Annotated in this window: 15 protein-coding genes; 13 read left to right on the top strand and 2 right to left on the bottom strand. The window is 64.7% G+C overall.

All coding sequences use genetic code 11. From position 1 onward, the window contains the following. Positions 1-10: 10 nt before the first annotated feature. Both OLX02_RS10605 and OLX02_RS10600 read left to right on the top strand, forming a co-directional pair. Positions 11-1,825: an ABC transporter ATP-binding protein gene (locus OLX02_RS10605; RefSeq protein WP_264422648.1), complete on the top strand. Its 1,815-nt coding sequence runs from the start codon at positions 11-13 to the stop codon at positions 1,823-1,825. Next, complete coding sequence (locus OLX02_RS10600; protein ID WP_264422646.1) at positions 1,822-3,633, top strand: glycosyltransferase; 1,812 nt, start codon at positions 1,822-1,824, stop codon at positions 3,631-3,633. The genes OLX02_RS10605 and OLX02_RS10600 overlap by 4 nt, the downstream gene beginning before the upstream one ends. Here the strand turns inward: OLX02_RS10600 and OLX02_RS10595 are convergent. Next, on the bottom strand, positions 3,566-4,471 hold the full coding sequence (locus OLX02_RS10595; RefSeq protein WP_264422644.1) for a glycosyltransferase family 2 protein: 906 nt from the start codon (positions 4,469-4,471) through the stop codon (positions 3,566-3,568). The two genes, OLX02_RS10600 and OLX02_RS10595, sit on opposite strands and share 68 nt — an antisense overlap. Before the next feature lie 131 nt (positions 4,472-4,602). Between OLX02_RS10595 and OLX02_RS10590 the strand changes: the two genes are divergently transcribed. The 7 genes from OLX02_RS10590 to OLX02_RS10560 all read left to right on the top strand — a co-directional run bounded on the left by OLX02_RS10590 (position 4,603) and on the right by OLX02_RS10560 (position 12,576). Continuing rightward, a complete protein-coding gene (locus OLX02_RS10590; RefSeq protein ID WP_264422642.1) occupies positions 4,603-5,598 on the top strand; it encodes a glycosyltransferase family 2 protein in 996 nt (331 codons plus the stop codon). 186 nt (positions 5,599-5,784) lie between these two features. Continuing rightward, positions 5,785-6,858 (top strand): GDP-mannose 4,6-dehydratase, encoded by a 1,074-nt coding sequence (gene gmd, locus OLX02_RS10585; protein WP_264422640.1) that lies wholly within the window; start codon positions 5,785-5,787, stop codon positions 6,856-6,858. A 135-nt stretch (positions 6,859-6,993) separates the two neighbouring features. After that, a complete protein-coding gene (locus OLX02_RS10580; RefSeq protein ID WP_264422638.1) occupies positions 6,994-8,289 on the top strand; it encodes an oligosaccharide flippase family protein in 1,296 nt (431 codons plus the stop codon). Between the two features lie 51 nt (positions 8,290-8,340). After that, positions 8,341-9,300 carry a GDP-L-fucose synthase gene (gene fcl, locus OLX02_RS10575; RefSeq protein WP_264422636.1) on the top strand — a complete coding sequence of 320 codons (960 nt, stop codon included), beginning with the start codon at positions 8,341-8,343 and terminating at the stop codon, positions 9,298-9,300. After that, positions 9,297-10,541 carry a WcaI family glycosyltransferase gene (locus OLX02_RS10570; protein ID WP_264422634.1) on the top strand — a complete coding sequence of 415 codons (1,245 nt, stop codon included), beginning with the start codon at positions 9,297-9,299 and terminating at the stop codon, positions 10,539-10,541. Before fcl ends, OLX02_RS10570 begins: the two co-directional genes overlap by 4 nt. Before the next feature lie 62 nt (positions 10,542-10,603). Next, entirely contained in the window at positions 10,604-11,029 is a 426-nt protein-coding gene (locus tag OLX02_RS10565) for a hypothetical protein (RefSeq protein WP_264422632.1), read from the top strand. Then, a complete protein-coding gene (locus OLX02_RS10560; RefSeq protein WP_264422630.1) occupies positions 11,026-12,576 on the top strand; it encodes a glycoside hydrolase family 55 protein in 1,551 nt (516 codons plus the stop codon). Before OLX02_RS10565 ends, OLX02_RS10560 begins: the two co-directional genes overlap by 4 nt. 63 nt (positions 12,577-12,639) lie before the next feature. On the opposite strand, the gene OLX02_RS10555 is transcribed toward OLX02_RS10560, so the two are convergent. Then, positions 12,640-13,797 (bottom strand): acyltransferase family protein, encoded by a 1,158-nt coding sequence (locus OLX02_RS10555; RefSeq protein ID WP_264422628.1) that lies wholly within the window; start codon positions 13,795-13,797, stop codon positions 12,640-12,642. Positions 13,798-14,119: 322 nt separating this feature from the next. Here OLX02_RS10555 and OLX02_RS10550 point away from each other — a divergent pair, with 322 nt between their 5' ends. From OLX02_RS10550 to OLX02_RS10535, 4 genes are all read left to right on the top strand, one after another. After that, a complete protein-coding gene (locus tag OLX02_RS10550; protein WP_264422625.1) occupies positions 14,120-15,499 on the top strand; it encodes an O-antigen ligase family protein in 1,380 nt (459 codons plus the stop codon). After that, positions 15,496-16,620, top strand: a complete 1,125-nt coding sequence (locus OLX02_RS10545) for a glycosyltransferase (protein ID WP_264422623.1) — start codon at positions 15,496-15,498, stop codon at positions 16,618-16,620. The genes OLX02_RS10550 and OLX02_RS10545 overlap by 4 nt, the downstream gene beginning before the upstream one ends. 170 nt (positions 16,621-16,790) lie before the next feature. Further along, positions 16,791-17,966: a glycosyltransferase gene (locus tag OLX02_RS10540; protein WP_264422621.1), complete on the top strand. Its 1,176-nt coding sequence runs from the start codon at positions 16,791-16,793 to the stop codon at positions 17,964-17,966. Further along, the gene (locus tag OLX02_RS10535) at positions 17,963-19,219 is read left to right on the top strand and encodes a polysaccharide pyruvyl transferase family protein (RefSeq protein ID WP_264422619.1); all 1,257 of its coding nucleotides are present in this window, start codon (positions 17,963-17,965) and stop codon (positions 19,217-19,219) included. The genes OLX02_RS10540 and OLX02_RS10535 overlap by 4 nt, the downstream gene beginning before the upstream one ends. The last annotated feature ends 20 nt before the right edge of the window (positions 19,220-19,239 follow it).

Genomic DNA, 19,239 nt, shown 5'->3' with positions numbered 1-19,239 from the left:
AGGATTTGGTTTGGCTGGTGGTATTCATCTGAGCGGAACGTCGGATGGCGAACAGGGGCCACTGCCGTCGGGGGTGCTGTTCGGGTCGGCACGGCTGGCGCCGATCCTGCGGCCGTACTGGCGCTATTTTCCTGTCGTGTCGCTGCTTGGCCTTGTCGCTGCCGTGTTGGAGAGCGTGGGCGTAGGGGCACTGATCCCGCTGATCGCGCTGATGATGGCGGAAACCGTCCCCGCCAGCCTTCCTGCGCCGGTGGTGGAAATCGCGCGTGTCGCCCACGCCTTGCCAACGCCGCAACGCGCCTATGCCTTGATCGCCACGGTCATGGCGCTGATCGGTCTCAAGAGCCTTGTCCACGCCGCGAACAACTTGTTGGTCGCACGGCTCCATGCGGCGATCAGCCGCGACATTCTGGATGCGATGGCACGGCGCACGATCGGGCTGGACTTCGCGTTCTTCCTCAATGGGCAGGGGGGGCGCGCTTTCAACGCGCTGGCCCGGTCAAGCTGGTGGGTGTTCGAGGCGGTTCGGGCCGCCCTGCAGATCGTGCAGGCGGGGGCCAGCGCAATGGTTTTCGCGGCGATCCTGCTGTGGCTGGACTGGCGCCTGTCGCTGGTGGCATCGGCGGGCGCATTGGTGATCGCGGGCGTTCTGGCGCTGATGGACCGTATGCAGCGCCGCCAAAGTATTCTGGCAACAGCGACAAGCGAGGAACTGCTGCGGCGCTCGCGCGAAATCGTCGATGGTGCGCGCGTCATCCGATTGTTCGGCCAGGAAGCGCGCGAGCAGGACCGTTTCCAGGCGGAAACCCGCGCGACGTTCCGGGGGTATCGTTCACTCAACGCGGTGGCGGGACTGGTCGCGCCCAGCTTCGACTTCCTGATCGCCTGCGTCTTCATAGCGATCCTGTTCACTGCCTACGCGCTCGGCACATCGATGGCGCAGGTAACGGCGTTCCTGCTGCTGATCCTGCGGGCGCAGCCGCAGGTGGGGCAGATCAGCCACGCCCGGTCGGTGCTCGCATCGCAAGCGGGCCCGATCGGCGATGCGGAATGGCTGCTGGGCCAGCCGCTGCCCCCGGAGACGCTCGCCGACGCCCGGCCAGTGGGGGCGATCGATCTCCCTGTCGTGTTCGACCGGGTGCGGTTCGCCTATCCCGACGGTACGCTGGCGCTTGATGACGTTTCCTTCGCGATAGCGCCGGGCAGCGTTACCGCGCTGATCGGAAAATCGGGAGCGGGCAAATCGACCGTGATCAATCTGCTTTGCGGCCTCGTCCCGCCGCTTTCGGGCGAGGTGCGATTCGGCGACACGCCCCTGGATCAGCTGCGGATGAAGGAATGGCGGGGCCTCGTGGCGGTGGCCGGACAGGACGTGGGACTGTTCGGCGGCACCGTGCGCGACAATATCGCTTATGGCTGCCCCGGGGCGAATGACGCCGATATTCTGGGCGCGGCCGCAGCGGCCGGTGCGGCCGGCTTCATCGCGGCGCTGCCCCAAGGGCTGGATGCCTGGGTGGGCGATACCGGCAGCAATCTTTCCGGCGGGCAGCGACAGCGTATCGCGCTGGCCCGGGCGCTGCTCAAGCGCCCCGATCTCCTCATCCTCGACGAGGCAACCAACGCGGTTGATGCACTGACCGAAAAGGAAGTCATGGCCCTTTTGCACGAGCGGCGCTTTTTCCGCACCGCACTGGTCATCAGTCATCGCGCCAGTACGCTGGAGGCTTGCACGGCCGCCATCGTGCTCGACGAAGGCCGGGTCGTGGAGGCGGGGCCACTGCGCGAGACAAGCTACCTTGCCGCGATGGCAGGAGGCCCCGCATGACCGGGTCCACCTGCGCTTCGCCCGCGTTCTCGATCATCGTTCCCACCTACCAGCGGCGTGACCTCGTGTGCGAGGCGGTGGAGGCGATCGGCCGGATCGTCTACGACGGAGCGCTCGAACTCGTCGTCGTGGTCGATGGATCGACCGACGGCACGGCCGAGGCGCTGGAGGGCATTGCGCTGCCCTTTCCCTGCACGATCATCGTCCAGCCCAACGGCGGCCTGGCCCATGCGCGCAATACGGGCGCGGCGGCGGCTTCGGGGGAGATCCTGTTTTTCCTTGATGACGACATGATCTGCCGTCCCGACATCGTTGCCCAGCACGCGCGCAGCTATGCCGAAGGGGCCGATGCCGTGGTCGGCGAAATCCCGCTGGAGGCCAATTCGCCGCGCGGATTCCTGACGGAGGGCATCGCCGCCTGGGCGGAGAAGTCGGCGGTAGAAGCGCGCAGCCGCGAAGTGCTTTCGCCGTTCAACGTATTCGGTGGCCAGATATCGATGCGGCGTTCGGTGTTCGACGAGCTTGGCGGGTTCGACGCGGGCTACACTGCCGGCGGCAAGTACGGCAAGGAAGACGCCGACATCGCGGTCAAGCTGCTGGCGCGCTACGTGGTGCGGCACAATCCCGATGCCGTCAGCCTGCACCGCTATGTGGTGGAGCCGCGCGAATATCTGCGGCGCGGCTACGAGCTGGGCCGCGCGGACGTGCGGTTCGCACGCCGACACCTCGCCCATGCCGCCGAAATTTTCGAGATCAGTCATGCTTCGCATCCGGTGACGCGGTTCGTGCTGCGTCCGCTGGCCCGTGTGCCTGGCCTGCACCGCCTGCTCGCGATGATGGGCGCGCTGGCGGCGGAGGCGCTGCTGCGCTCGCCGTGGCGCTCCAGCCGCACCTTCGCCCGGATATTCTTCTGCATCCGCATGGTGGGGTATTGGGCTGGCGTGAACGAATGCGGCGGCATGCCTTCCGCGCGCAAGGCGCTGATCCTGTGCTACCACGCGATCGCCGATCATTCGGACGATCCGGTGCTCTATCCCTACAGCATCCCGCAGCCCCGCTTCGAGGCGCACCTTGCCTCGCTGGAACGGCGCGGCTTCGCGTTCGTCACCCCGCAGGACCTGCTCGATTGCCTGGAGGGCCGCGTGCTGCTGCCGCGCCGCGCGGTGTTGCTGACGTTCGATGATTGTTACGCCGACTTGCTCGAGGTGGCGCGCGACATCCTTGCGCCGCGCGGGATTCCGGCCCTGGCCTTCGCGATCACGGGCATGGCCTCGCACACCAACGAATGGGACCAGAAGATCGGGGCAAAGCGCCGGCAACTGCTGGATTGGCAGCAAGTGGCGCAGCTGCCGCGCCACGGTGTGGAAGTGGGCTGTCACTCGCGTTCCCACCCCCGGATGCCCACGCTCGACGCGGCACGGCTGGCCGAGGAGACACGCGGCGCCGGCGACGATTTCGTGGCCCACGGCCTGCCCCGCCCCCGGTTCTTCTGCTATCCCTTCGGCGAGCGCGATGCCAAGGCCTGCGCTGCGGTGGAGGCGGCGGGCTATGCCGCCGGGTTCGGGTTGGCCGATTGTCACGCGGTGCCGGCAAGCCCCCGCTATGACCTGCCGCGCATCGAATTGCTGTCGTGGGACGGGGGCTTCCGCTTCTGGCTGAAGACTACGTTCCCCAAGCCGGCCACCTATTTGCGCTGGGGCGTGTGGCGCGACCGCCTGGCCCGCGAACTGCGCGCGCTGGTCAGGAAGAACCAGCCGACGGCAGCCGGCGTTTCAGCGCCTTCCGCAACCGTTGACAGCGCCAGTTGAGCTTCCACAGCAGCGGCCAGTCGAGCAGGCGCAATTCGCGCCGCACCGCGCGGGCCACGTGCGGGGTTCCTTGAGCGGGATGGCGGCGCAGGTGATCCTGCAGCCATTCAAAATACTGGCGCCGCCGGTGCAGATACTGCCGCTTGCGCCGCGCGACCGCCGTGCAGCTGTCGTCGTGAATACGGTAGTGCAGCCAGTCGCGGTGAGAGAAGCACGTATCGAACTGCAGCATCAGCTTGGTGAAGAGGACCTGATCCTCGTACATGTCGCGAAAGGCGTCTTCCATGCCGCCGACCGCTTCCACCGCCGAGCGCCGCAGCAGCACTTCGCTGGGGCTGGGCGCGGCGCCGTCGGCGACGGGGTAGAGCAGCGCGACCGGCGCGCCGGGTGGGAGCACCGTGGGCACCGTGCCGCCGGTGCGAACCAGCTCATCAACCCCTCCATCCCAACTCGCCCAATACGTCACCACGCCGCAGGCCATGGCCGCCTGCGGGTGCGCGTCGAGCAATGCCACCTGCTCGCCCAGCTTCGCGGGCGGCCACACGTCATCCGCGTCGATGAAGGCGATGTATTCCCCCCGCGCATGGCGCAGGCCAAGGTTGCGCGATGCGCTGATCCCGCGATTGACGCCGCCGGGGTGCGCGAGCAGGTGAACGCGATCAGGTTGCCGTTCGGCATAGGCCCGCGCGATGGCGGCGCTGCCGTCGCGCGATCCGTCGTCGACCAGGATCAGCTCGAAATCGCCGAAGTCCTGCGCGAACACGCTGTCGAGCGATTCGGCGATGAAACGCTCCGCATCGAGGTACGTGCAGATCACCGAGACCCGGGGATGCGACATCGGGTTTTGCATCGACGGGAAACCTCGGATCACCTAACGCTTCGCCGCAGGATCGGCAGCGACGGGCCCGCATTGTATCGCGCCTGCGCGTGTTCGCAACTGCGTGACGGGGCGATGGCAGGAGGCGGGTGGTGACGGTCGAGACCGATGGCCGGGATGATGACGCCGGGATCTGGCCGTCCTTCTCGGTGATCGTGCCCACATACCAGCGGCGCGACCTGGTCTGCGATGCGCTGCGCGCGCTTGCCGCCATCGAATATCCTGGGTGGCACGAAACCATCGTGGTGATCGATGGATCGACCGACGGCACGCAGGAGGCGATCGCCGCGCTGTCGCTGCCGGTTGCGCCGCGTGTCCTCCGTCATGACAACATCGGGCTGGCCCGCACCCGGAATCGCGGCGCGCAGGAGGCGCGAGGCGATGTCCTGCTGTTCCTCGACGATGACATGATCGTGCAGCCCGACATTCTCGTCGCGCACGCACGCGCGCTGGCCGCGGGCGCCGATGCGGTGATGGGCGATATTCCGCTCGATCCGCAATCCCCGCCCGGTTTCCTGAGTGCCGGCGTGGGCGTGTGGGCGGCCGAGCGCCGTGACCGCTTGGCGCTAGGCGGGCCGATCGACACCGGCGACCTTCTGGGCGGGCACCTCTCCATCAGGCGCGCCGTGTTCGAGGCTGTGGGCGGCTTCGACGCACGATTCACGCAGGACGGCAGCTACGGCAACGAGGATCTGGACATGGGGGTGCGCCTGCTCGCGCGCCACGTGGTGCGGTTCTGCGCCGATGCAGTCGCGTTCCAGCGCTATGTGGTAACGCCGCAGCTCAACCTGCGACAATATTTCCAGGCGGGTGAGGCGGATGTGCTGTTCGCGGCCAAGCATCCCGATCGCGCAGACGATGTTTTCGGCGCGCACCAGCCGGGGCGGGCGCGGGCACGGCTGGTACTGCGACCGCTGGCGCGCGTACCCGGACTGCACCGCCTTCTGGGAGCGGCCGCCTGTGCCTGCGCTGACAGGTTGTGGGGATTCAGCCCGGTTATCGACCGCTTCATCGAACGATTTTTCGTGCAGGTGCGAGAGGTTGTATACTGGGCAGGGGTGACCCAGGCGCAGAGAATGTTGCATTGATATTGCAATATCGATCGTACCCACCGAAGCGGCCGTAGACCGGCGCACGGTAAACGATTTCTTAGTATTGTTCCGGAGTTGCATCCGCACCCGAATGCTGCGGATCTGTCCATTTTGAACTTGCACCGCGCCAAATCGGGGCTAGACCCTTCGCATCTGCACAATTCTGAAAACCAAGGCGAGATCATGACCGAAGGCGTCGGCAAAGTTGCACTGATTACGGGCGTGACCGGACAGGACGGGGCTTACCTTTCACGTCTCCTTCTGGAAAAGGGCTATGTCGTCCACGGCGTGAAGCGCCGGTCGTCGTCGTTCAATACCGGCCGTATCGAGGACATCTACGAAGATCCCCACGTGGAGCACCAGCGGTTCCACCTGCACTATGGCGATCTCACCGATTCCACGAATCTGATCCGGATCGTCCAGCAGACCCAGCCCGACGAAATCTACAACCTGGCAGCGCAGAGCCACGTGCAGGTTTCGTTCGAGACGCCGGAGTATACCGCCAACGCGGATGCCATCGGAACGCTGCGACTGCTCGAAGCGATCCGCATTCTCGGGCTGGAGAAGAAGACGCGCTTCTATCAGGCGTCCACTTCCGAGCTTTACGGCCTCGTCCAGGAAGTGCCGCAGCGCGAAACCACGCCGTTCTATCCGCGCTCGCCTTATGGCGTCGCCAAGCTCTACGGCTACTGGATCGTGGTCAATTACCGCGAAGCCTATGGTATTCATGCGTCGAACGGCATCCTGTTCAACCATGAAAGCCCGTTGCGCGGTGAAACCTTCGTCACGCGCAAGATCACCCGCGCGGCAGCGGCGATCTCGCTCGGTCGGCAGGAAACGCTCTATCTGGGCAATCTCGACGCCAAGCGCGACTGGGGCCACGCCCGCGAATACGTTCGCGGAATGTGGATGATGCTGCAGCAGGACGAGCCGGATGACTTCGTTCTGGCGACCGGCGAGACGACTGAAGTGCGCGAATTCGTGCGTTGGGCGTTCGAGGACGTGGGCATCACGCTTGAGTTCAAGGGCGAAGGCATTGACGAGAAGGGCTACTGCACCAAGACCGGCAAGTGCCTGATCGAGATCGACGCCCGCTATTTCCGTCCGACCGAGGTGGAACTGCTGCTCGGCGATCCGACCAAGGCCAAGGAAAAGCTCGGCTGGGTCCACGATACGTCGGCGCGCGATCTCGCGCGTGAAATGGTCCAGGCGGACCTTGAAGTGATGCGGAACGCCCCGATCGCCAAGGACGCCTGATGCCCGAATGGGCCTGATGTCTCGCCGCGCCGATGGTCTGCCATCGGCGCGGCCATTTGGCCTGCGCCGGCGTCCGCCTCCTGCGGGGCGGCGTTCACATTGTCGGTCGCGCGCAGGAAGCTGGATGTTGCATAGATGTTGAACATTCGCCGCAACGTCATTTTCAGCCTGATCGAGGTCTGCTCCAGCACGGTGCTGACCTTCTTCAGCTATCGTACCGTGGTCGATCTTGGCGGGATCGCCCTGCTGGGAATCTGGTCGACCCTGTTTGCGTGGCTCGGGCTGAGCCGGCTTGGCGATTTCGGCCTGGGCGGCGCGTCCACGCGGTTCATCGCCCCGCTTGATGCCCGTGTGGATCGCGACCGTATCGCGGCCTATATCGACACTGCGATCATCAGCAATTTCATCCTGATTACCGGCCTCTCGCTGATCAGCGCGTTTGTCGTGTCCCACTGGCTGACGTTCGTGGTGGGCGCGGAGCATCTCGCCGCAGCGCGGCCGGTGCTGCCATGGATGGTGGCCGCGATCATCGCGACGAACCTCTGCATGGTGATCAACAGTTCGCTGTTCGGCCTGCATCGCGGCTTCGTCCGTTCGACCATCATGGTCGGGGGAAACCTGATCCAGTTGGGCTGCGTGTTCTGGCTGGTGCCTCGGTATGGCCTCGTCGGCTTCGCCATGGCGCAGCTCATCCAGTACGGCTTGGGTTCGGTAGCGGCGTGGATCGCGGTGTGCAGTGCGCTGGGCGGCTTCCGCCTGCCCTTGGCATTCCGGTGGACCACGCTGCGCGAGATGCTGGGCATCAGCATGAAGCTCCAACTGGCAAACATTCTCAATTCGGCGTTCGAGCCTTTGTCGAAGATGCTCGTCAGCCACTTCGGCGGAATGCATATGCAGGGGCTGTACGAGTCCGCGTTTCGCGGGGTTTCGATTGCTCGCAACCTGTTCTCGAACACGTCCACCAGCATGATCCCGGCGATGGCGCGGTTGATCCACACCGACCCGCCAGAGGCGCGCAAGCTCTACCGGGTGACGGGCCGCCATGTGCTGCGCGGAACACCGCTGATCTTCGGCGGGCTGGTTCTGGCGGCTCCGGTCATCTCGGTGCTGTGGTTCCGCTCGTTCGAACCGTCTTTCTGGATATTCGTGGCGCTGCTCTCGTTCGGTCATGCAACCGCGGCATGGTGCGCTCCGGCCTACAATCTGGGGCAGGCGACCGGAAATATGCGGGGGGTGATCCTGTCCACCGCCACCGGGCTTGTGCTGCTGGCGGCAGGGGGAACGGCTCTGGGCCTGCTCGGCCGGCCGAACCTGATCGTGGCCATGGTCTCTGCCGCGCTGGTCGTGCAAAATCTGATCGTCCGGCGCCTGAACGAGCCGATGATCGGACTTGGCCGAGGCCACGCGCGGCTGGCGGAGGTCGCGGCATGATGGAATGCAACCCTTCGGCCCACGCGGGCCTCTTTCGACCGGAAAATCACGATGACTGAATTGCCCCACAGCCTTGATGGAAAGCGTGTCTATGTTGCGGGTCACCGCGGCATGGTTGGTTCTGCGATCGTGCGCCGGCTGGCGACGGAGAACTGCACCGTCGTCACCTCGGACCGTTCCACGGACCTGCGCGAACAGGAATCGGTGCGGAGCTGGTTCGAGGAAAACCGGCCCGACGTGGTGGTCCTCGCCGCCGCGAAGGTGGGGGGCATCCTCGCCAACGACACTTATCCGGCGCAGTTCCTCTACGACAACCTGATGATCGAGGCGAACGTGATCGAGGCTGCACGGCAGAGCGGCGTTGGCCGCCTGCTGTTCCTCGGCTCATCATGCATCTATCCCAAGTTCGCACCCCAGCCGATCGCTGAGGATTCGCTGCTGACCGGCCCGCTCGAACCCACCAACGAATGGTACGCGATCGCAAAGATCGCGGGCATCAAGCTGTGCCAGGCCTATCGCCGTGAATATGGCCTGGACTACATCAGCGCGATGCCGACCAACCTTTACGGCCCGGGCGACAATTTCGATCTCGCCGGCAGCCACGTTCTGCCCGCGCTGATCCGCAAGGCGCATGAGGCCAAGCTGGCGGGCAAGTCCTCGATCGAGATCTGGGGCACGGGCACGCCGCGCCGTGAATTCCTGCACGTGGACGACCTGGCCGATGCCTGCGTGTTCCTGTTGAAGACCTATTCGGGTGAAAGCCACGTCAACGTCGGCAGCGGCACGGATATCGCCATCGGCGATCTTGCCGAGATGGTGTGCCGCATCGTGGGCCTTGAAGGCACGATCACGCGCGACACGACCAAGCCCGATGGCACGCCGCGCAAGCTGATGGACAGCGGCAAGCTGGCCCAATTGGGCTGGACCGCTTCGATCCCGCTCGAGGAAGGCGTGGTCGGCGCTTACCAATGGTTCCTGGACGGCCTGGAAAAGGGCCTGATCCGAGCATGATCGCCAACAAGGCGCCGATCCTGCTGATTGGCGTCAACTACGCCCCGGAGCCCGTTGGCATCGGGCCTTACTCGGCCGGTCTCGCCGAAGCGCTCGCGGACGAGGGCCATGCTGTCACGTTCGTGGCGGGGCAGCCCTATTATCCGCAGTGGAAGCGCTGGCCGGGTTATGCGCGCGGATGGCGCCGCACGCGCGAGGACGGGGTCGAGGTGATCCGCTGTCCGCACTACATTCCGGCGAAACCGGGCGGGCTGAAGCGCATCCTGCATCTGGCAAGCTATGCCGCGTCGTCGCTGCTGCCGGCGCTCGCTGCCGCGCTGCGCAAGCGGCCCGGCGTGGTACTGGTGGTGGCGCCCGCGTTGCTTTCGGTGCCGGTCGGGTGGCTTTCTGCACGGCTTTCGGGCGCGAAGCTCTGGATCCATGTGCAGGACTTCGAAGTGGACGCGGCGATGGCCACCGGCCTTGTCCAGCAGCGCGGCCTGCTGCCCCGGCTGGCGCTGGCGCTGGAGCGTGCCCTGCTGCGCAGCGCCGATCGGGTTTCGACAATCAGTCCGCAGATGTGCGCCAAACTCACCGAAAAGGGAGTCGATCCGGCGCGAATCGTCGAGGCCCGGAACTGGGCCAACATGGCTTTCGCCCGCGCCGATGCGAGCGGCGACGAGTATCGGCGCGCGTGGAATCTGGGTGACCGCAAGGTGGCGCTCTATTCGGGCAACATCGCCAACAAGCAGGGGATCGAGATCATCATCGAGGCGGCGCGGCTTCTGGCCCACCGCAGCGATCTGGTCTTCGTGATTTGCGGCGAGGGGCCCAATCGGGCGCGGCTGGCCGAGCTTTCCCAAGGGTTGGGCAACGTGCAGTTGCACGATCTTCAGCCGGCGGAGCGCGTGGCAGACATGCTGGCGCTCGCATCCATCCACCTGCTGCCGCAGATTCCCGGCGCTGCGGATCTGGTGCTGCCGTCGAAGCTGGCCAACATGCTGGGATCGGGCCGTCCGGTGGTGGCGACCGCAGCGCCCGGCACCGGCCTTGCGGACGAGGTCGAAGGTGCCGGACTGGTAACGCAGCCCGGCGATGCCCCTGCACTGGCCGGCGCGATCGTCAGGCTGCTCGACGATTCCCAGCAGGCTGCCCGTCTTGGCGAGACGGGACGCGAGCGTGCGCGGGAACGCTGGGGCCGCGATGCCCTGCTTGCGAATTTCGTCGGGCGCATCGGGGCTGCGGGCAAGACACCGCGATGATCGCTTTCCTACACATAACCATATAGGTTAAATATGGGAACTCCACACCGAAAGGAGTTCCCATGCCCAATTCTCCGATCGCCGTGCCCGCCGGGTACGCGACCGTCAATGCCATCGCCTTTTCCGATGGTGACGGAAACGCGGCGCAAGTCAGCAACACCGCGCCTTTGCCCGTTCAGGTCAAGCCCGCTTCGGGTGGTTCGCTGGCCGGTTCGTCCGCGCTCAGCGGTGTGTTCGGGCCGTTTGTGCCGGCGCTCGACCGGCCGGCCGTACTGACGCTGTCCGGAACGTGGACGGGAACCGTCAAGGTTACCCGCTCGACCGATGGCGGAGCCACCCGCACGCCGCTCACGATCGCCGGCGACGCGTGGGCGCAGTTCACCGTGAATTGCTGCGAACCGGTATGGGAGGAAAGCGAGGCCAGCGCCGCGCTCTACCTCGACGTCACGCTCGCTTCGGGCACGCTTGCCTACAGGCTTGGCCAGTGAGCGCCGACATTATCGCCCGGGGCCTGGCGAGCAAGGCCCGTACCGCGATCGCCAACGGCGACCTTCCCTATGCCCGCACCGGCACTTATGGCGGGACGACGATCGGTCGGAAGCTTCAGGAAACCGTCAGCGTCAGGGATTTCGGCGCCAAGGGAGACGGCATCACCGACGACACGGCGGCGTTGCAGGCGGCGTTCAGCGCGGCGGCCGCAGGCACGGTGGGCCACCTGTTCCTTCCGGACGGCACGTACAAGATCACGTCCGCCATCACGCTGAACCAGGCGAATATCATCGGGATGCGGGTGATCGGGTCAAGCCGCGACAAGGCGATCATCAAGCAGTTCACCGCCAATGTCGCCGTGTTCGACTTCACCTTCGACATGGCGTTCGGCAACGTGATGCGCGATTTTCAGATGACCTGGAACACCGCGCAGACCGGCAACACCGGCGCCGCCGCGTTCCGGTTCCGGTGGAAGACGGGAACGGGCATCCACGACTTCTTCAGCAACTATCTTGAGAGGCTGCGCATCACCAACTGCTACTGGGTGGTCTACTCCGCATCGACGGACATCAGCATCTGGGGCAACAAGTTCGACTTCCACGTCCAGACGGTCGGCGGCGTGATGACGATGAGCGCGGCCATCGGTCAGCCGAAGAACACGATCGAAGGCTACTACAATGGCGGCGCCGCAGGAGAGGTCATGTTCCGGTGCAACGCCAGCACCAACGAGTATTTCGTGGAAATCAACGGCTCGTCGGCCCTCATGCTCTACGATGGCGGCGGGGGCACGCATCTTGTCCGCCACTGGGCGATGGAGGGGCAGACGCTGGCCGTGTCGGGCAATATGTTCGACCTGCCGAACTCGCGGCTGATCTCCTATGGATCGATGTATCTCGAAGGGTCGAACGTGGTTCAGGCGGCGGCCACGACGGTCTACATGTTCCGCGTTTCGGGGGCGGGCGCGGCGCTGGACGTGCGGCTGTTCTCGTTCGCGTTCAATTCGCAGGGCGCCGGGGCGAAGTGGTTTCTGTTCAACGGGGGAACGCTGGACCAGCCAGCGCGCATCCGCACCATTCGCGGCACGTTCTCGACCTATGGCACGGCTCCGGTTCGCGCACTCACCGATACGGCGGCGGCGGCGGGGGCAACCGTGCTGGCGGTGGATGACTGGCTCGACCCGCTCCGGATCACGCGGGCGGGCGATGCCAACGTCGACCTGTCGGCCGGAGCGGATGCCGCTTACCGCTCGCCGCCGACCATCGTCTATGGGGGCGCGGCGCTGACGGCGGACCGGGTGGTGAAGCTGCCGCCGCACAATGGCGTGAGCGACGGGTGCAGCCTGTTCGACGGGCGGTACTTCGAGGTGGTGAAATTCGCCGCGGCGGGGACGACCTTCAAGATCGACATCCAGAACTACCTGGGCGTCGTGGTTGCCACGATCCCGGCGGCGACAGCGCAAGGCCGCATTCGTGTGCAGTGGCACCGCTCGTCGCTGACAGGCGGGGCGAGCATCGGCAACTGGTCGGTTTTGCCTGTGCAGCTCTGATCGTATCTTGCGCCACACGCTGGCGGGCGGGGGCAAGTCTCCCGCCCGCCACCTTTTCCCGTGCTATTGGGTAATGGCGACTTGGGGGCGGCGTCCAGCGACAGTCCGTTCCACACGATGTGCGAGACGTTTCCCTACGCTGATCATCGGGAGTTCGACGAACCGATAGATGAGTGCGGAAAGCACGATAGTTGCAGCCGCCGTCGAGGGCATCAAGACCAGTGTCGCCGGAAGACCGCCTTCTGTCATGATAGGCAGGCGGAATATCTCAGTCCCCAATCCCGCGATGATGCCCAGAATCGACATATGCACGAGATAGAGTGAGTAAGAAATGTCACCAAGCCAGACGAGGGCGGGGTGACGCAATATCGCATAGCCATCCTTTTGGTGCACAATAGCGCTAATGAAAAGCATGGCGCCAAGACCTTCGCAGACAGTGGCGGCGGCGTTGTGATAATCAACTGTGAAGCTGGCGTTAAAAAGCAACCTTCCGAACCAAAGCAGCGTAATTCCGATCAAGGCAATGAGTATGTGCCCGGATTTTAATGCTGGAGGCGAAATGGCAATGGCCGTGCCAAAGAGGAATCCACTAAAATACAGAGGTACTGCGTGCCATCCCGGGCCTGCGTAAAGTACTATTGCCGAATATATCGCCGATAAAGGCCATATCATCCACTTTTTGTAGGATAGTGCCAGTAGAAGCCATGGCAGCAGCGCCGAAGCGCAGATTTCTATCAAAAGTGTCCACAACGGCAGCGCGAGGCCGGTGCTTATACCGGCAAGGGTAAGGACAATGTGCCTATTATCGGGAAATTGGCGATGTTCCGCGGGCCACCAAGGCGATACTATGTCCGGTATCGGGTGGTTCTGGAATATTGCGACGTATAGCAGCGCCATGGCTACCCCGATATAGAGTGCGGGGAATATCCTGGCGATACGTCTGACGTAGAATCCCGAAAAATTGGATGCCGACATGGCACTTCGTGATATAGAAGTGCTTAGTACATATCCGCTCAAAACAAAAAATAAAACAACTGCGGCATGGGCGTTTATTAATATTTCGGCAAAATATTTTAGATCAGGATCGTATTTGTAGTAAAAGCTACAATGATGAAGCAGGACGGCAAGCGCTGCAATCCCTCGAATGGATTGCAGTTCAAGGGAGTGGCGTGCGCCTTGAGCCTTTGCCGTCATCTCTTCAATTTGCAGGGCGTCGTTCATGGGCAATCCGTTCGATTCTGCGCGCAAGGAAGCAGCGAGGCCCCCCACCGACTGAAGCGCACGGACCGGGGTGAGCGGGGTGTTCCGCCGACGTTCGCTCTTGCCACAATGCCCTCATCGTGCTGTTTCGCATTGCAGCATTGAGGCTGGTCGCGGATTAGGTCAAGGCTCTGCAACTCGTGGTTTTTTGCGGTCAATCGATCGCGGGGCCGTATTGAGGGGCTTGCGGCGTTCGGCCAAACGTTGTCTCGGTTGGCCGTGTTGGAGGGAGTACCCCGTCTTGACTAGCGTACGCGCACGTTCGGCTGTTCCCGGAGTGCAGGTGGCTTCTGCGACCGGTTTTACCTGGGTTCTGCTGACGTATGCCATCTTGGTCGGAGCGTGGATGGCTGACTTCCGCACGCAAGCCGGCGGCGGGGGCGAGGGGGTTTACGCCCAGTTGCTGTTCGCATTGTTGCACTTTGGTTCGTTCGGTGCATTTCTGATGCTAGACAAGGAACGGCGGATACCTTTGCCGGGTCTGCTTTCCTTCACCGTTGCCGTGCTGCTGTTTCTGATCGTCGGGACAGCATCGGGGCTGGTCTATGGTCAACAAAGTTCCGAAATCCTGCGCACCGCGATTGGCACGGTCCTCTATTTGACTACCGCGTTCGCGACGTGCCGTGTCGTTGCCAGCCAGGATCTCAGGATGGTGCGGCTGTTGTTGGCCTGGCTGAGCCTGGGCTACGTCGTTATGGCGGTGGTGTCCGAGCGGATCGTGGGCGGGCCGATCGATTTTTCGATGGTCCGTTTCCAGATTCTCAGCGGCGCGACCATCCCCGTGTTGGGCTATATCGACTGTCTTTTCCTGTTCGGTCTCGGAGCGGTGGAATTGGTCAGCTTGGGGCTAGGCGGTTTGCTGGTGTTCCTGTCTGTCACGCGCACCTATCTGCTGGTGGCGCTCCTGCAGTTCTCGACCTTGCTGCGCGGTATCCGTAACCTGGTGGGGCCGCGGACGCTGTTGCTGGTGGCGCTGGGCGTGGTCGCCACGATCGGCGTCGTGTCGCAAGGTTCGGGCGGACTGACGCGGTGGACTGATCGCTTCACGGACAATCAAAGCCGTAGCGGCGAAGACTTCAGCTACTATACCCGACAGTCCGAGTGGAGCTTCATGTACGATGCCTTTGTGGCGTCCACGAAGGAAACGGTGTTCGGACACGGTTTCGCTGCCCGGACCACTTGGTGGTTTCCAAAAGAGGCAGGTGGCCGATATGCACAGTCCATCGGTTTCGGGCATAATCAGTATCTGAGCATCCTGTTCATCGGGGGCCTCGCTGGAGGTGCCGCGCTGCTGCTGGTGCAGTGCATCCAGTTCATCCAGTCCGTGCTGCTGCTGGTTCGCATTTCGATGTCGCGCAATGCGCGTTCCGACCTCCTGTTTCTCGCGGCGTGGGGTGCGGCGATCATCGTGGGTATGTTCGGCGCGAATATCCTGTCGTCGGTTCTCGGTAATCGCGGCTGGGGCCTTTGGTATGGGCTGGGCACCGGCCTGTTCATTGGCGCCCGCGCCCGGTTCAAGGCCATGAGCGCGGCAGGGGTGCCAGTTGCGACCGGCGGGCAGCCTGCTCCCCAACCGGTGCGCGCCGGGCCGGCGCTTCCCCCGGCCGTCGCGCGGCGCCGCCAGGCGTTGCAGGCGCGGCAGGGTGAGGCCTCCCGCGCATGAGCGGTCCCTTGCAGGGGCTGCGGATCGGCCTGCTCAGCCCCTGGGCGTCACGTGTTGGCGGCGGGGTGTTCGAGGCGGTCGTCCGGCAGGCCGACATGATCCGCGCGATGGGCGGCGAGGCGCCCGTCTTCGCGCCCGATGCCGGGCATGTGGCGGAGGACAGCGCGCGGTTTCCGGAGGGTTCGCTCACCCTGTGCCGGCAATTCGGCCCCCCGATCCTGGGCTTCGCGCCCGATCTGGTGCGCCGGCTGATCGAGGCCGATCTCGACGTGCTGCACCTGCACGGCATCTGGATGTACCCCTCGCGCGCGGGGGCAAAGTGGGCGGCGCGGACCGGCCGCGGATATCTCGTCTCGCCGCACGGGATGCTCGATCCATGGATCACCGCGCGAGGCACCTGGAAGAAGACGCTGGCGCGCGCCGGCTATGAACGGGCAAGCTGGGCGCGGGCCACGTCGCTCCACGCGCTGACCGGGCGCGAGGCGCAGGACATCCGGCGCGAGACGGGGCGGGACGAAGTCTTCGTCATCCCCAATGCCGGGCCGGCTCCATCAGCGCCGCGCGCCGGACTGCCGCCGCCGCATGTCACCTATATCGGCCGCATCCACGCCAAGAAGAACCTGCTGGCGCTGGTGGAGGCGTGGAAGAACGCGGCCTTGCCCGAGGGCAGCCGGCTGACCATCGCTGGCTGGGGCGATGACGCCGACGTGGAAGCGTTGAAGTCGGCGGTCTCCGGCGTGCCCACGGCCGAGTTCATCGGGCCGATCTTCGGGGCGGCGAAACAGGCGCTGATCGAGGGCTCGCGCTATATCGTGCTGCCGTCGCTGAGCGAGGGGCTGCCCATGGCGATCCTGGAAGCCTGGGCGGCGGGCGTGCCGACCGTGATGACGGGCGAATGCAACCTGCCCGAAGGCTTCGCGCGCGGCGCGGCCATCGAATGCGGCTATGCCCCTGCCGAGATCGGAGCGGCGCTGGGTGCGGCGCTTTCCATCGGGGAGGCGGACTGGTCGGGGATGGCGCACAGTGCGCGCGCGCTTGCGGCGGAGACGTTCGGCGCGGAGCAAGTCGCGCGGGCATGGGCGGATACCTATCGCTCCGCCATCGACCGGCGCGGGCGCTAGCACTTCTGCCGCCGGCTATGTTGCGGAAGTCGGCGGGTTTGTGCTGCACTGCAAATAAATGTTTACCCGATGGCTCAAACTTCTAGACTGCAAGTGCGAAACGCAACCTTGGATCGCCGTCGTTCACCCGTCCGGGGGGCGTGGTCCGTCGACGTCTTATCGGGTGCAAAGTGGCAAGGCACATCTGCTTCATCATCAACAATGTCGGTGAATATCACGCGGCACGGCTGAACCACTGCGCCTCTTCGCTGGCCGCGTCGGGCGATCGTGTGACCGTGATCGAACCGGCGACCGGCGTGCGGCTTTACACCCACAAGCAGCGCCGGGCAGATACGCTGCTGCGCGGCGTGGGGCACATCCGCCTGCACACGGCGGGACGCGCCGTGCAGACCGAGTGGGCGCTGTGGCGCGCGCTGATGCGGCAGCGGCCTTCGCATATCTTCACCATCGGCTATTCGGACCGCCTTTCGGCCGTGGCGCTGGCCTATGCCAACCTGTTTCGCGTGCCGATCTTCTTCATGGCGGACAGCAAAGCGGACGATCAACCACGTTCGCGGCGCGGCGAGCTTGTCAAAAGCGCGGTCCTGCGCGGCTTCGATGGCGCGCTTGTCGCTGGCGGGCGCCACCGCGACTACTTCCGTTCACTCGGCATGAAGGGACCGATCGAAATCGGCTTCGACGTGATCGACAATGCGTTCTTCCGGCGCCGGGCGGAGAAGCTTCTGCCGCGGGCCGGCTGGCTGGTGCGCAAGGGGCTGCTGCCGGAGCGCTATGTGCTGTGCGTATCGCGGCTGATCGACCGCAAGCGGGTCGATCTCGCGCTGCGGATCTTCGCGGAAAGCGGCGTGGCCGCGCGCGGCGTCAGATTGCTGCTGATCGGCTCCGGCCCCCTGGACAGGGAAATCCACGAACAGGCGCGCGCGCTGGGCATCGCGGACGCACTTTGCCATCATCGCAATGTGCGCAACACGCTGATGCCGCTGTTTTATGCCCGCGCGGATGCGCTCATCCTCGCTTCGGAATACGACCAGTGGGGGCTCTGCGTGAACGAAGCGCAGGCCATCGGCGTGCCATGCATCGTGACCCGCCGCTGCGGCGTGGCCGGAGAAATCGTGGTCCACGGCAAGAACGGATACGTCTTCGATCCCGGAAATGCGCAGATCGCCGTCGATGCGCTGCGCGAGCTGGTCGCGAACGATGACCTGCGCCGTTCGCTGGGCGATGCCGCCGCCGGGACGATGGAGCGCTGGGGCCTTCCGGCCTTCTCCGGCGCGGTCGCCCGGCTGGTGGGCGCGCACCCTTCCGATCCCGCGGCAAGCGCCGCCAGCAAGGCTTTCGCCGCGTGAGCAATACCGCGCCCCGCCACTACCTGATCGTCAACGCATTCGGCCGTTCCAATCGCGGCGATTCGGTGCTGCTTGACCAGTGCATCGCCGAAATCCGCGCGGTCGATCCCGATGCCCGGATCTCCGCCGCCGCGTTTGAAGGGCTGGACGCCGTGCGGGCGATCCATCCCGGCGTGGACTGGAGCGAGCGCATCGGCAATTCCGCCATCCGGGGACCGCTGGGGCGCCTGCTTTCGCTGGCTTATCTGGCGCTTGCCTGGGCGGCGACGGTGCCCGGGTTCGATTGGGCATCGCGGTTTCTGTCCGCCGAGCAGCGGCGCACGGTTGCGGCATACCGATCGGCTGACGTGGTGATAAGCGCGCCGGGTGGATACATCCACGACACCAACCTGGCCTACGTCATCGCGCTGTTTCACATCATGATGGGCACGCGGGTGGGCGCACGCGTCATACTGGCGCCGCAGAGCGTCGGGCCGCTTTCGTCGCCAATTGCCCGCAAGATGGCACGTGCAGTGCTGGTGCACTGCGATGCACTGTGCGTTCGCGAAGGCTACTCCTACGATTTCCTTGCCAACGAACTGGACCTGCCGCGCGACCGGATCATCGAGACCGGCGACAGTGCGTTCTGGGACGACCATGTCGATACCGACGCGGAGGGTGTGGCCACCGCACTTGCAGAAATTGGGGTGTCCCCCGGAGAGGCGTTCATCGGTGCGACCGTGGTGGACTGGACCTTCCCCAATCTGCCCGAACAGACCCGCCTGCGTCAGCGCTACTTCGAGGGCATGGCGCAAGTCATCCGCAACCTGCACGCCCGCTTCGGATTGCGCACGGTGCTGTTCAACCAGGTGTCAAGCGACCTCGATGCGGTTCGCGAAGTGGCCCGGATGGCGGGCGACGCTGCGCTGGTGAACGAGGTCAATCACGAGCCGCCGATCCTGCGAGCCATGATCGGGCGATCGGAATGCTTCATCGGAACGCGTTTCCATTCTTGCATTTTCGCCATGATGGCCTTCCGGCCGGTCGTGGCGATCTCGTACCTCCCCAAGACGGCCTACATCATGGAAAAGCTCGGGCTGGAGAGCGACGTTGTGGAAATCAACGAGTTCGATGCCGGTCGGGCAGAACAACTGGCCATCGCGAAGCTCGACGACAGGTCCGGTGCGTCCGCGCGTGTGCGTTTGGCGGTGGAGCACTACCGCGCCACGCAGCCGCAGCTGCGCGAGGTGTTGCTTCGTGCGCGGCGGCCATGACGATCCCGGAGTTCACAGAC

It is taken from the genome of Novosphingobium sp. KCTC 2891, assembly GCF_025938155.1.
GTDB lineage: Bacteria > Pseudomonadota > Alphaproteobacteria > Sphingomonadales > Sphingomonadaceae > Novosphingobium.
The sequence above is the reverse complement of the archived record's forward strand: the minus strand, read 5'-3'. Positions and strand labels throughout refer to the sequence as shown.

What these genes read in the sequence shown, in the direction of transcription:
- OLX02_RS10600 (WP_264422646.1), top strand. Translation starts at nt 1,822, where the DNA reads ATGACCGGGTCCACCTGCGCTTCGCCCGCGTTCTCGATCATCGTTCCC.
- OLX02_RS10595 (WP_264422644.1), bottom strand. Translation starts at nt 4,471, where the DNA reads ATGTCGCATCCCCGGGTCTCGGTGATCTGCACGTACCTCGATGCGGAG.
- gmd (WP_264422640.1), top strand. Translation starts at nt 5,785, where the DNA reads ATGACCGAAGGCGTCGGCAAAGTTGCACTGATTACGGGCGTGACCGGA.
- OLX02_RS10580 (WP_264422638.1), top strand. Translation starts at nt 6,994, where the DNA reads ATGTTGAACATTCGCCGCAACGTCATTTTCAGCCTGATCGAGGTCTGC.
- fcl (WP_264422636.1), top strand. Translation starts at nt 8,341, where the DNA reads ATGACTGAATTGCCCCACAGCCTTGATGGAAAGCGTGTCTATGTTGCG.
- OLX02_RS10570 (WP_264422634.1), top strand. Translation starts at nt 9,297, where the DNA reads ATGATCGCCAACAAGGCGCCGATCCTGCTGATTGGCGTCAACTACGCC.
- OLX02_RS10565 (WP_264422632.1), top strand. Translation starts at nt 10,604, where the DNA reads ATGCCCAATTCTCCGATCGCCGTGCCCGCCGGGTACGCGACCGTCAAT.
- OLX02_RS10555 (WP_264422628.1), bottom strand. Translation starts at nt 13,797, where the DNA reads ATGAACGACGCCCTGCAAATTGAAGAGATGACGGCAAAGGCTCAAGGC.
- OLX02_RS10545 (WP_264422623.1), top strand. Translation starts at nt 15,496, where the DNA reads ATGAGCGGTCCCTTGCAGGGGCTGCGGATCGGCCTGCTCAGCCCCTGG.